Genomic DNA, 12,987 nt, shown 5'->3' with positions numbered 1-12,987 from the left:
GAGAAGCATTAGTGCCTCTCCTCTTTTGTTTTCCTCGAATGAACAACCTTTTTCGGGGTGATCAGGTTCCTATTTTCTTGGTATTATCTTGATTCATTTGTTCGAAATGCTTTTCAAACTCTTTCTGTATTTTCTCGAACTGTTTAGGATCGCCGAAAAAATCGAATGGCATATCCTTTTGAATGGTATCATATTGGATTTGTGCTGAATCACTTTGGAAGAATTGGCTAAAATGCTGCATCATGCGCTCTTGCATTTCCTCCAGATCCGGAACCGAGTTTTGAAAACCAGGCGTTTCCTGAGTACTGTCGCTATACTGCTGATCGAACTGCTGAAAAAATTCTTTAGCAGAACCGGGGAAAGACCCTTCGAAAAAACTGTCGGAATCGTTACCCATTGAACCCTGGAACATTTCTTCCATCTGTTTTTGCAGTTCCTTCATATCTTGAGGGCTCATCGTCATTGTCGAGTCCGACGACCAGCTTTTCACATAAGTTGAATCGAACCGAACCAGGTTCCCGTTTTCATCGTACTCGCGGGTAACTTTCGACTGTTCATTCGGCTTGTTAGAAGTATCTTTTTGCTGTGCCTGTGCCATTACCGCCACAAGCAGAAACATTGCAAAGGGAATCAACTTTTTCATAACGCGTAGCTATTTTGAATGATTTTTAGATTCTTCTCTAAATTCACATCACCAAATTTAATCGATCGAACTGCAAAAATTTGTCAAAAATGTTTAAACAATTCTTATCAAAAGGTGACGAATTTTCAAAGTGAAGCCCGGAAGGGATAACAATAAACCTGCCTCCTACCCCGATCACCGAAACTGGTTCATCAAACTGAAGTGAAACAAAAATGGCCACCTTCCGGCAGCCATTCAGTATCGTTTATTCAACTAATTTCTTGTATTTAATGCGGTGTGGACCGGCATCGCCCAAACGCTTCTTCTTGTTCTCTTCGTATTCCGAATAGCTACCTTCAAAATACTGCACGTGCGACTCACCTTCGAATGCCAGGATGTGTGTTGCAATCCGGTCGAGGAACCAACGGTCGTGGGAAATTACCACCGCACAACCTGCAAAGTCGAGCAGGCCTTCCTCCAGCGCCCGCAGTGTATTCACATCAATATCGTTGGTCGGCTCATCGAGCAGCAGCACATTTCCTTCTTCTTTTAAGGCCAGGGCCAGGTGCAGTCGGTTACGCTCACCACCCGACAGAACGCCGCATTTCTTTTCCTGATCCGAGCCGGTAAAATTGAAACGCGACACATAAGCACGAGCATTAATCTGGCGGCCTCCCATGGCAATCAGGTCGGCTCCGCCTGAGATCACCTCGTAAACGGTTTTGTTCGCGTCGATGGCCGCATGCGATTGGTCTACATAAGCCAGCTTCACCGTTTCACCAACATCAAAAGTTCCTTTATCAGCCTCAAGCTGCTTCATGATCAACTTGAATAGTGTGGTTTTACCGGCACCGTTTGGCCCAATAACACCAACGATTCCGTTTGGCGGCAACACAAAGTCAAGGTCGTCAAACAAAATGCGATCGCCAAAAGCTTTCGTTACCCCATGTGCCTCGATCACCTTGTCGCCCAGGCGTGGTCCGTTCGGGATGAAGATTTCCAGCCTTTCTTCTTTTTGCTTCACATCTTCGTTCATCATCTGGTCATAGGCACTAATACGGGCTTTCGACTTGGCATGGCGAGCTTTCGGAGCCATTTTGATCCACTCAAGCTCGCGCTCCAGAGTTTTGCGTCGCTTCGATTGCTGCTTTTCTTCCATGGCCAGTCGTTTGGACTTTTGCTCGAGCCACGAAGAGTAATTGCCTTGCCATGGAATTCCTTCGCCACGATCCAGCTCCAAAATCCATCCGGCCACATTATCGAGGAAGTAACGGTCGTGCGTAATACAGATAACCGTACCTTTATATTGTTGCAGGTGAAGCTCCAGCCATTGCACCGATTCAGCATCCAGGTGGTTAGTCGGCTCGTCGAGCAACAGCACATCCGGTTCGCGCAATAACAAACGGCACAAAGCCACCCGACGTTGCTCACCACCCGACAACTCTTTTACAGGTTGGTCACCCGGAGGACAGCGCAAAGCATCCATCGCTCGCTCCAGTTTAGAGTCGAGGTTCCAGGCATCGTACTGATCAATTTTGTCCTGCAATTTTGCCTGCTCATCCATTAGCGCCTGCATCTTGTCAGGGTCTTCCAACACATCCGGATCCATGAATTTCTCGTTAACAGCCTCGTAAGCTTTCAGCACATCAACAACTTCCTGAACACCTTCTTCAACAACTTGTTTCACAGTCTTCTCAGGATCCAAATGCGGTTCCTGTTCCAAATATCCAACCGAGTAGCCGGGGGAGAATACCAGCTCGCCCTGAAAGGACTTATCCAGGCCCGCGATAATCTTCAGCAAAGTAGATTTTCCGGATCCGTTCAAACCAATAATACCGATCTTCGCCCCTAAAAAGAAAGACAAAGAAATATCCTTGATAACATGTTTCTGTGGAGGGTAAGTTTTACTTACCTTATACATCGAGAAAATAATTTTCTTATCGTCGCTCATATTTTTATTTTTATGTTCATCACAGACCAATGCCTGTTTCAAGCTATCCAACCTAAAACTTAGGTTAGCAAAATTAATGCATTTTTGTTTCGAAGATTCCTTATTTTAGAGTTAGAAAAATAAAAACAGGAAGCGTTTTGAAAATACTAGTTGTTGATGACAATCCGATCAATCAGAAGTTTGTTCAGTTATCGCTGCGCAATGCACATATTATTGAAACAGCCAATGATGGAGAAGAAGCTGTAATGAAAGCTTCGAGCAACATCTACGACTTAATCATCATGGATTTGTGGATGCCGATTATGGATGGTGCCGAAGCGACTTTACGCATCCGGCAAATCGACCAAAAGCACAACCGGCAAACTCCGATCTTAGTATTCACAACCAGCAATATGGAAAACGACCGCTCCCGTTGTTTGGAATACGGAGCAAACGAATACCTGGTAAAACCGGTAAGAGCAGCAACCCTGATGGAAAAAGTTTCCTACTTCTCGGATCGCAGCTCTCCCTCCTTCTTTTAAAATTCAAATCCCTGTTCTTTCAGAAAACTCAGTAGTTTGGCAGAGAAGTGCAGGTTATCTGCTTTTTTATAACGTACATCGGTAAACACCTGAGCCAGATTTTCCTTCCCGTTTTCGGCCACAAAATTCGCAGAACTTTCCAATGCTTCTTTCTCTGCAAATAAATCGTTAATCCGGTCTTCGGTATTTGCCACATATTTCTCGTTGTGCACAACTGCAGACAAGGGCAAACGATCAGTCAAAGGCGGTTCCTGATCCGGGTAGCCAACAGTTATCGCAGTTACAGGAATCACACCTTGAGGTAAATCCAAGGCTTTACTGATTTCGGGGGCATTATACAAAGCTGTTCCCAAGTAACAAATCCCCAAGCCTTCCGACTCTGCAGCCAAACAGATGTTTTGTGCAAACAACGAAGCATCCACTACCGAATTTAAAATCCACAGGAAATTATCATAGCCGGCATCAGCATTTCGTAATTCACACCAACGGTTAAAGCGATTCAGATCGGCACAAATCGTTAACAAAACCGGAGCTTGCTTCACCATCGGTTGGTTAAAGTGTAAAGGAGCCAGGTTGGCTTTAGCTTCATCATCGCGCGTAACCACAACACTGTACAATTGCATATTGCCGGTGGTTGAAGCGCGTGTTCCGGCTTCCAAAATCCGATCCAGCAAAGCTTGCTCGATTGGTATTGATTTATATTGACGAATAGAACGGTGATTCAATATGGTTTTCATCTTTGGAATTTTTTTGATTGAGCTGCCAAAGTTAAATGCTTGGCTCGATTAATAAAAAGCTTCAGCCTAAAAAAAACAAAGGGAAGCATTTTGCCTCCCTTTTGCCTCTTTCATAGCATACACCTAGCGCTTTACGATCGTCTGCGTACTACCTATTACATTGTCGTCTAACATGAGGGTAATAATATAAATTCCATTGCGCAGATCCGAGGTTGTTACCATGCCGGTCGGGTTCGTTATTTCTTTAACTTTTTGCCCTACAACATTAGTAATGTAAAGACTGCTAATATTTTCTGAATTTGAAATGTAGATCACATCATCAAATGGGTTGGGATAAACAGCGTAATCCTCCTTGCTCGCCAATTGGTCATCGGCAGCCAATGCATAATCGGATCCGGTTGTAAATGTCCACTCCGAGCTATCTGAGATACCACCAAAAGTACCTCCTGAAGCATCTGCAATGGCCCCATTATCTACAATCACATAATAATCTGTATTTAGGTCCAACTTACCAGTAACAGTTGCATCGTATGTAATATTCACAACATTATTATCAAACATGCCCGCTGTTAAAGCAATTGTCAATGTGGGAGAAGTATCTCCAACTTTATAAACATAGACGTTTCCTCCCTGACCAGACAAACTAACAGGCTGGTTAAACGTCATTGTTAAGTTCGGGTGGTTATCCGGGATTGTTGTACCGTCCGGCTCAAGAGCCAGAACCTGCAAGTCTGATTGCGATGTTGCTGTTGTGAAGTTCCAGTTGAAAACCTTGGTAATTCCAGCAAAAGGCTCCGGAGTGAAGGTCGTATTCTGAACAAAGTCAGGATATACGATAATATAGTACTCAGTATTCGATGTCGTTAATCCGGTTAAATCAACAGACACCAGGTTACCGGAAATTGAGACACGCTCATCAGTTGCTGCTAAAGTTATAACAGTTGTATTTTGTCCATCGTGAATATGCAGTTCAAGAACACCTGATCCTGCTTGCATATCCATGTTGAATTCCATTACAAATACCTGGTTCAACGGAACATCAACAGAATCGTCAACAGGTGTTAAGCTAACCAGTAATGGTTCCTCATTATACTCCGTTTCAAACTGCCAGTCGTCGGAAGAAATACCAGCTGCGGCCTCTCCTGTTGAAGAAACAAAGGCACCGGCATCAACAGAAACCTTATATTTTGTTGCCGGGCTTAGATCATTTATCTCAATATAAACCTGGTTACCAATTGTTGTGAAGTAGAAAGCATCTGCCTGAACATCCAACGACTGAACCAAAGTTCCATCTTCCAGGTAAATGTTAACAACACCCGAACCTAGCTCAACAGGCATATCAAAGTTTATGACCAAATCAGCTTCAGTTGAGATATTATCACCAGTCGGCGAATAGCTAATCACGTCGGGAACTAAATCGGCACGCACTGTAAAGGACCAGTCATCCTCTTCATCAATCCCTGCGAAAGGATTTCCTGACAAGTCAACCACCGCTCCTGGATCCATGGTCACATAATAATCTTCACCTTCTGTCAAACCATCAACTTTTCCAACAATAATAATCGAAGGATCATTCGGATCAGTTGTCAGAGTACTTGCATCAATCGTCTGAACCAGTATTCCGTTCCAGGTATAGATATACACATTACCAGTACCGGCAGTTACAGGTTCGACAAAATCTAACTGAAGAGAATCATTAGACAGAATAGTTTCGCCGGTCCCGGCATAATAACCATCCTCCCAAATACCTGTATCTGCATCGACATCCAAAATCGGTGCGGTCTTATCTTCTGTAACATAGTCGTTTTCAGCAAAGGTTTCATAAAAGAAATCACCATCTCCTAAAGGATGTATGTTTTGCTGTCCAAACTGCAACTTATCGTCCACAACAATCAGGCTATAATGCGTATTATCAGCTAAAGACTCCACCGGAGTAATTGTAACAACAGTAGAATCGTTTGTCCGACTAACAAGCGTAACTGTAAAAGCAACGGAACTATTATCGTCTGTATTCATTAACAGGAAACAATCCTGTAAATAAACACTATCAACCTCTAAGTTATTATCCGGGACGCTATTCACATAGGTAAACAACTTTCCAGCGAAGGTAACTGTAAACGATTGGTCCGTGCTGACCAGTGTCGATTCAGTATCGATCCCATTATCAGGATCAAAACTAACGTCCTCCGAAATTACTTGAGATTGAAAACTAACATTATAAGAATTTCCCGAAACCGACAAAGCCAATTGGTCTGCCGCAACAGTAGGATCAATTTGTTCTGAACCGGAAATTGGATTGTTTCCAATTCCATTTTGAGCATTCGCATTGAACAGGGTTACTAAACCCAGCAAAAGAATGATCAGGGGAGTTTTTATATACCAAGTAAAAGTTTTCTTCATAGCGTTGATATTAAACACTAAAACAAGGTCAATTTGAGAACATTTTGTTAATTTGAAACAATTCCAATCCTAAGATTATTTTGTTCGCATAACGCACATAACCAATACAAACCTAAAACATTTCCCACCAACACGCAATAGTTTTCAACCATAAATTGTGAATATTTTTCAAGTCACAGACCTCCAAAGCCCCTATAAACATTGACATTTTGCGATTTTATATTTTTTATTTTACTTATTTTTTATTCATTACATATATAACTTACATGTCCAGACAATTATTAAACAGATCCTTTAAAATCTTTCCTGAGAGCCAAAGCAATAAATGACTTCTCCCTGAGTTTTATTTGTAAATACAGCACTAAACAAAATTTAAAAACGGGATTTAAAAAGATGGTCAAAATCAAGGTCAAATATTCAAACAACACAGATGGTGCCCTATTCGCACACCCCATCAAAAAAGCTAAGGGCTATCGATCTCTTTCAGGAATTATCCTTTTTTCCACATTGCTGACGATTCTGTGTTCTAGTTGTAAGACATGTGAATGTCCTGCTTACTCCTTAAACAGCGAAAAAACAAAAATTAAGATTACTAATCAAAAAATGCCATCTGCGAAAAACGAAGAAAACATAATTTTTCAGACTAAACATATTGAAAAAGACGATGATCAAAATAGCCCTCTCAGCTATCAAAAATGCAATTTCGGTGATTTTTCTTCTATTCACAGCTAGTTAAAACACGAAATCTGTCCTCAAAACGAGCGAAAGGAATCACAAAACGACTTCCGTTTATGGTTCAAATGACTTCTCCACCATGTTATTAACAGGTACATCCCTCCCCACCTGACCATCTCATTATGTTGGCAAATCCCCTTCATACTGTCCGATGTCTGGAACTGCGACATCACCCCCACTAAAACATAGCACATTGTGGAAATAGAAATAAAATGTCAAACGCTTAAGCAAGAATTTCCCCATTGAGAAACCGGGTTCTAGTATACAACTTCCCCCCGAAGAAAGCAGACCATTACTAACTATCTATTTTATTGGACATTGAACACATCCGAAAAGCCTAAACACAAAATTGACACTATTATATAAAGAGTCAACATTAACTAAATTTTAAACTGCACGAGCTAAACAGCAAAAGGATTTTAAAAAACTTGACCATTCTAAATTTAGTTCGTTATTTTGTGTGGCTTTTAAAAATGAGCTAATAAATCAAAGATAAATCTTTCATTAATTATTAAACTTTCAACTATGTCAAAAATTAAAATCGGTATCAACGGATTTGGTCGTATCGGTCGTTTCGTATTCCGTCAAGCTGTAAAAAAAGGAACTGTTCAAGTGGTGGCAATCAACGACTTGATCGATGTTGAATACATGGCTTACATGTTAAAATACGACTCAACTCACGGCATCTTCGATGGTACTGTTGAAGTTAAAGACGGTAAACTGATCGTAAACGGCGAAGAAATTCGTGTTACTGCTGAAAGAAACCCTGCTGATATCAACTGGGGCGCTGTAGGTGCTGAATATGTTGTTGAATCAACTGGTCTTTTCTTGACTAAAGAAAAAGCTCAAGGTCACATCGACGCTGGTGCTAAAAAAGTTGTTATGTCTGCTCCTTCTAAAGACGATACTCCAATGTTCGTAATGGGCGTAAACAACAAGTCTTACTCTAACGATATGGCTTTCGTATCAAACGCTTCATGTACTACTAACTGTTTAGCTCCTATCGCTAAAGTATTGAATGACAAATTCGGTATCGTTGAAGGTTTGATGACAACTGTTCACGCTACTACTGCAACACAAAAAACTGTTGACGGTCCTTCTATGAAAGACTGGAGAGGTGGTCGTGGAGCTGGTCAAAACATTATCCCTTCTTCAACTGGTGCTGCTAAAGCTGTAGGTAAAGTAATTCCTGAGTTGAACGGTAAATTGACTGGTATGGCTTTCCGTGTTCCTACTCCTGATGTATCAGTTGTAGACTTGACTGCACGTTTAGCTACTGAAACTACTTACGAAGCTATCTGCGCTGCTATGAAAGAAGCTTCTGAAGGCGAATTGGCTGGTGTATTAGGTTACACTGAAGATGCAGTTGTTTCTAACGACTTCACAGGCGATACTCGTACTTCAATCTTTGATGCTGGTGCTGGTATCCAATTGTCTCCTACTTTCGTTAAAGTTGTATCTTGGTATGACAACGAAATGGGTTACTCAACAAAAGTTTGTGAATTGATCGAATACATGGATTCAGTAAAATAATTCTGATTCTATCGACCATATTCAAGGGCATCCATCAGGGTGCCCTTTTTTATTTTCTAAACCGAACTCCCTCAAGTTTCTCCCAACTTTTGCACCATAGATTTGACTAATAGTTCGGCTCGTCTAAATTACGACAACAGCCTATAACCAAGCTTCAAATCAACTAACATCAAAGTTCCTTTCGGGATTTAAGATTAAAGAATGTGCGGTCTATTCGTACCTTAGGCTTTCAATCGGGTCGAGGAGCGACGCTTTCCGCGCCGGGTAATAACCGGAAATAACACCTACACCATAGCAAACAGCAACACCCAGTATAATCCAAACCCAGGGGATAATAAAATTGCTCCCGATAAGCATTGATACGACATTCCCGGCCAGGATCCCAAGTAAAATACCTAACAATCCCCCAAGCTGGCCGATAAGGACTGATTCAAACAAGAACTGCTGGCGGATCAATCTAGAGCTGGCACCAAGTGCTTTCCGAACACCAATTTCACGGGTCCGCTCAGTCACCGAAACCAGCATGATATTCATCAAGCCGATAGCTGCTCCCAGAAGTGTTATTAATCCAATAATAGTAGCAACAATGGTAATCTTGCTGATATTATCCAACAGGATCTGAACCAGGTTATCACTTTTATCGATATTAAAATCAGATTCGTCCTGAGGGTTCAATCCCCGAACAATGCGAAAAAGCCCTTCGCTTTCACCAATAGCTGCATCCAATAATTGCGGATTATCACACTTCACCTGGATATTGAAATTCATTTGGGGACGGGAATAATACGCCCGAACATTGGAATAAGGCAACAAACATACTTCGTCTCCCACTCCGCCAAAGCCACCACCTTTGGCCGAAAGCGTCCCAATTACCAAATAACGTCCTCCCCCGACGCGAATTTCTTTACCAACCGGATTTTCATTTTTGTCGAATAACCGAGTTACAAGGCCATCACCAATTAATGCTACATTTAAACCAAGTTCAATATCCTGCGCAGAAATATTTCTACCCCGGGCCATTTCCAGGCCAGAGGTGTAAATGTAATTTTCATCAACACCACGAACTGAAACATTCGGGTTCGACTTTTTACTTTCATACTTAACAGTTGCAGTTCCGCTTCCGCTAACTGAGATTGAAGTGAGTGCTGGAAATTCAAAACGATCTTTAAACTCTTTTGCCTGGTAATAATTAATGTAGTTGTAATTTTTAGAACGAATCCGGCTGTGACCAATCTGAACCTGCATACCTCGCGAGCTAATCGTAAAGGTATTCGCTCCCATAAAAGTAAATTCTTTGGTTATCGAAGTTTTTATAGAATCAATAGCTGTTAGAATCCCCACCAACGCAGTAATACCAACTGCAATAATCAAAACAGTTAGTATTGTCCGTAATAAGTTGGCACGCACTGCATGCAAAGCTATTCGGATATTTTCTGCAAAAAGAGTACTCGACCTCATGGAACAAATTTTCTGTCAAGTTTGAAAATAATCTTGCATCGACAAAACCTACAACTAAAAAACACGCACTTATCCGGATTAAATTACGACAAAATTTGATCTCTATAGCAACAATTATACATCGGAAATAAAAGTTCAGAAGCTGAAATCAGTATAAATCCGGAGCATTTCGAACAAAAAAACACAAACACAGACCACTCAAAATAAACGCCTTACACCCTCTAAAATATGAGTTAATCTTTTTTAACATTTATTACCTAACCTTTTCCGGAGTCGAACCGTTAAAAAAACCTGTGTGCAAAAGAGTAAGGGAAACTCTTATAATTCTATCAAATTAAAATTAGGGAAATGATATATCAGTTTAAAGTAACATCAACTGAGGCTCCTGGCTTTCAACTCATAATTGAAGCTGATGGCACTCATACTTTTGCTGATCTGCACAATTGCATACAAAAAGCCTGCGGTTTTAATACCGATCAATTAGCATCCTTTTTTATACGAGGAGCACATTGCGGAAAACAGATCGAAATATCTCAATTGGATTTAGGGTATAAACAATTGAATAGTCTTTGTATGAAACGAACAACTATTCAATCAATGACAAATACCAAAAATCAAAAGATGTTATACGTCTTTGATTTTTTCATGGACAGATTAATGTATGTTGAATTAATGCAAATTTTTATGGGAAAAACGCAATTAGAACCATTCGTTACTGACAAAAAAGGTAGCGAACCTTCTCAATTACTTGAAGATGAAGTAATGGGACAGGAATCGGAAGTCAAGAAAGAGGAGGAATGTCTGGATTACGGTGATCTGGATGACTACAATGAAATTTTTGGAGAAATAGAAGACTTGACAGGAGGGGTTTAAACCCTCCTTTTTTTATCAAAAAGTATACCTTTGCGCTCCAACTGATTTTAAATGAGGAAAACTTTAATTGTCGTTTTGGGGCCCACCGGCGTTGGCAAGAGTGATTTATCCATTCAAATTGCACAACACTTTCAAACAGAGATCATCTCTGCCGATTCCCGGCAAATCTATCGGGAACTTGCAATTGGAACTGCCGTTCCACCGACCGACGATCTTCAGCAAGTAAAACACCACCTGATTCAACATCGTTCAATTCACGATTACTATAGTGCCAGTCTTTTCGAACAAGAAGCTCTACAGATCATTGAAGAGCGATTCACCCAAAAGGATCTCCTGGTGGTTACCGGTGGATCGATGATGTATCTCGATGTGTTGTGCCATGGCATTGACGATATCCCCAATGCGGATCCCGAAATTCGCAAGCGACTGGTTGACGAATACGAAGAGAAAGGTATTGAAAACATTCGCCTGCAACTAAAACAATTAGATCCGGATTACTATGACCAAGTTGATTTGAAGAATGCCAAACGTATTATCCATGCGCTCGAAATTTGTCTGACATCCGGAAAGACATACTCATCAATGCGCACAGCCTCTCCCAAACAAAGACCATTTAACATCATCAAAATCGGACTTAACAAGGAACGGGAGGAACTCTATAACAGAATCAATTTACGCGTTGACAAAATGATTGAAATGGGTTTGGAAGAAGAAGCCCGATCCGTTTTCGATCACCATCATTTAAACTCACTAAACACAGTTGGCTACAAAGAATTGTTTGCTTATTTTGAAGGAGAAATTTCGCGCGAAAAAGCAATCGAATTAATTAAACGAAATTCACGCAGATACGCGAAAAAACAATTAAGCTGGTTTAGGCGCGATCCGGATATCAACTGGTTTTGCCCGGAACAAGCAAACGAAATCATTCAATTGATCGAAGAACAACTGAAACAGGATGAGCAACAATCAACTTAAACATTTCAATATTCGGGTTTATGGCTTGTTTCTACAAAACGGATCAGTTCTGGTATCCGACGAATATCAATTAGATACCCGAATGACAAAATTCCCGGGCGGAGGTTTGGAGTTCGGCGAGGGAACAATCGACTGCCTTAAGCGCGAAATGTTGGAAGAGTGCAAGCAGGAAATCACAACAATCTATCATTTTTACACGACCGACTTTTTCCAAAAAGCCTTATATTTCGATGATCATCAACTGCTGAGTATTTATTACACAGCGGAACTAAAGGAGCCAATCAACTTCACGATCAGCCATAAAGCTTTTGATTTTGAAGAAAACAAAAACGGAAATCAATCGTTTCGATGGCAACCGATAGCAACAATACAGGAAGAAGATTTTACCTTTCCGATCGACAAGCATGTTGCAAATTTATTGAAGCAAAAATTTCAAAAATGACCGAAAAGAAAACCATCAAAATAATCGGACCAGCCTACCCTTATCGAGGCGGTTTGGCGAACTATAACGAAAGATTGGCCCGTGAATTTATGGTTCAGGGGCATGAGGTTTCCATTGAAACATTTACCCTTCAGTATCCCAACCTGTTGTTCCCCGGCAAAACCCAATATGTTGAAGGACCGGCTCCCCACGATCTGCAAATTGAACGAACAGTTAACTCGGTTAATCCAATTAACTGGAGGGCTGTTGGCTCCAGAATCAAAAAAGAAAAACCGGATATTTTGATGATCCGATATTGGCTCCCATTCATGGCTCCCGCCCTGGGAACAATATGTCGGATCGTACGATCCAATAAACACACAAAGGTTATCTGCCTGGCAGACAACATCATTCCACACGAAAAACGTCCGGGGGACCAATTGCTGACCCAATATTTCATGAGCAGCATCGACGGGATGGTTGCCATGTCGCAATCGGTACTCGACGATATTGATCAATTTAACAAAGAGCTCCCCAGAGCACTTTGCCCCCATCCTCTGTACGATAATTTTGGCCCCAAAACCGAGCAGGAAGAAGCCAAGAGCCTACTTGGTCTGGATAAAAATACCAACTACCTGCTTTTCTTTGGATTCATTCGCGAATACAAGGGACTTGACTTATTGTTGGAAGCTTTTGCCGACGAACGCCTGAAGCAGTTTCCGCTTAAGCTGATCGTTGCGGGCGAGTTTTATACCAAGCCG

The 12,987-nt window shown here is 41.3% G+C and carries 12 protein-coding genes; 7 read left to right on the top strand and 5 right to left on the bottom strand.

Annotation, left to right across the window (positions count from 1 at the left end; genetic code table 11):
* Positions 1–61: 61 nt before the first annotated feature.
* Positions 62–643: a hypothetical protein gene (locus AC37HE_RS14740; RefSeq protein WP_500783618.1), complete on the bottom strand. Its 582-nt coding sequence runs from the start codon at positions 641–643 to the stop codon at positions 62–64.
* 244 nt (positions 644–887) lie between these two features.
* Positions 888–2,573 (bottom strand): energy-dependent translational throttle protein EttA, encoded by a 1,686-nt coding sequence (ettA, locus tag AC37HE_RS14735; protein WP_500783617.1) that lies wholly within the window; start codon positions 2,571–2,573, stop codon positions 888–890.
* 137 nt (positions 2,574–2,710) lie between these two features.
* On the opposite strand from ettA, the gene AC37HE_RS14730 reads away from it, so the two are divergent.
* On the top strand, positions 2,711–3,094 hold the full coding sequence (locus AC37HE_RS14730; RefSeq protein ID WP_500783616.1) for a response regulator: 384 nt from the start codon (positions 2,711–2,713) through the stop codon (positions 3,092–3,094).
* Here AC37HE_RS14730 and AC37HE_RS14725 read toward each other — a convergent pair.
* Together AC37HE_RS14725 and AC37HE_RS14720 are read right to left on the bottom strand one after the other, a co-directional pair.
* Positions 3,091–3,831: a nitroreductase family protein gene (locus tag AC37HE_RS14725; protein ID WP_500783615.1), complete on the bottom strand. Its 741-nt coding sequence runs from the start codon at positions 3,829–3,831 to the stop codon at positions 3,091–3,093. The two genes, AC37HE_RS14730 and AC37HE_RS14725, sit on opposite strands and share 4 nt — an antisense overlap.
* 123 nt (positions 3,832–3,954) lie before the next feature.
* Positions 3,955–6,231, bottom strand: a complete 2,277-nt coding sequence (locus AC37HE_RS14720; RefSeq protein WP_500783614.1) for an Ig-like domain-containing protein — start codon at positions 6,229–6,231, stop codon at positions 3,955–3,957.
* Between the two features lie 393 nt (positions 6,232–6,624).
* On the opposite strand from AC37HE_RS14720, the gene AC37HE_RS14715 reads away from it, so the two are divergent.
* Positions 6,625–6,963 carry a hypothetical protein gene (locus tag AC37HE_RS14715; RefSeq protein ID WP_500783613.1) on the top strand — a complete coding sequence of 113 codons (339 nt, stop codon included), beginning with the start codon at positions 6,625–6,627 and terminating at the stop codon, positions 6,961–6,963.
* A gap of 528 nt (positions 6,964–7,491) precedes the next feature.
* The gene (gene gap / locus AC37HE_RS14710; RefSeq protein ID WP_500783612.1) at positions 7,492–8,499 is read left to right on the top strand and encodes a type I glyceraldehyde-3-phosphate dehydrogenase; all 1,008 of its coding nucleotides are present in this window, start codon (positions 7,492–7,494) and stop codon (positions 8,497–8,499) included.
* A 210-nt stretch (positions 8,500–8,709) separates the two neighbouring features.
* Here gap and AC37HE_RS14705 read toward each other — a convergent pair whose 3' ends face one another.
* Entirely contained in the window at positions 8,710–9,957 is a 1,248-nt protein-coding gene (locus AC37HE_RS14705) for an ABC transporter permease (protein ID WP_500783611.1), read from the bottom strand.
* 348 nt (positions 9,958–10,305) lie between these two features.
* Between AC37HE_RS14705 and AC37HE_RS14700 the strand changes: the two genes are divergently transcribed.
* The 4 genes from AC37HE_RS14700 to AC37HE_RS14685 form a co-directional block, all read left to right on the top strand.
* Entirely contained in the window at positions 10,306–10,830 is a 525-nt protein-coding gene (locus AC37HE_RS14700) for an IS1096 element passenger TnpR family protein (RefSeq protein WP_500783610.1), read from the top strand.
* Positions 10,831–10,881: 51 nt separating this feature from the next.
* Positions 10,882–11,805: a tRNA (adenosine(37)-N6)-dimethylallyltransferase MiaA gene (miaA, locus tag AC37HE_RS14695; RefSeq protein WP_500783609.1), complete on the top strand. Its 924-nt coding sequence runs from the start codon at positions 10,882–10,884 to the stop codon at positions 11,803–11,805.
* Positions 11,786–12,247 (top strand): NUDIX domain-containing protein, encoded by a 462-nt coding sequence (locus AC37HE_RS14690; RefSeq protein ID WP_500783608.1) that lies wholly within the window; start codon positions 11,786–11,788, stop codon positions 12,245–12,247. The genes miaA and AC37HE_RS14690 overlap by 20 nt, the downstream gene beginning before the upstream one ends.
* A partial coding sequence (locus AC37HE_RS14685; protein ID WP_500783607.1) for a glycosyltransferase occupies positions 12,244–12,987 on the top strand: 744 nt, incomplete at its 3' end. The genes AC37HE_RS14690 and AC37HE_RS14685, both read left to right, overlap by 4 nt.

This window comes from Mangrovibacterium sp. (genome assembly GCF_059905295.1).
The sequence above is the reverse complement of the archived record's forward strand: the minus strand, read 5'-3'. Positions and strand labels throughout refer to the sequence as shown.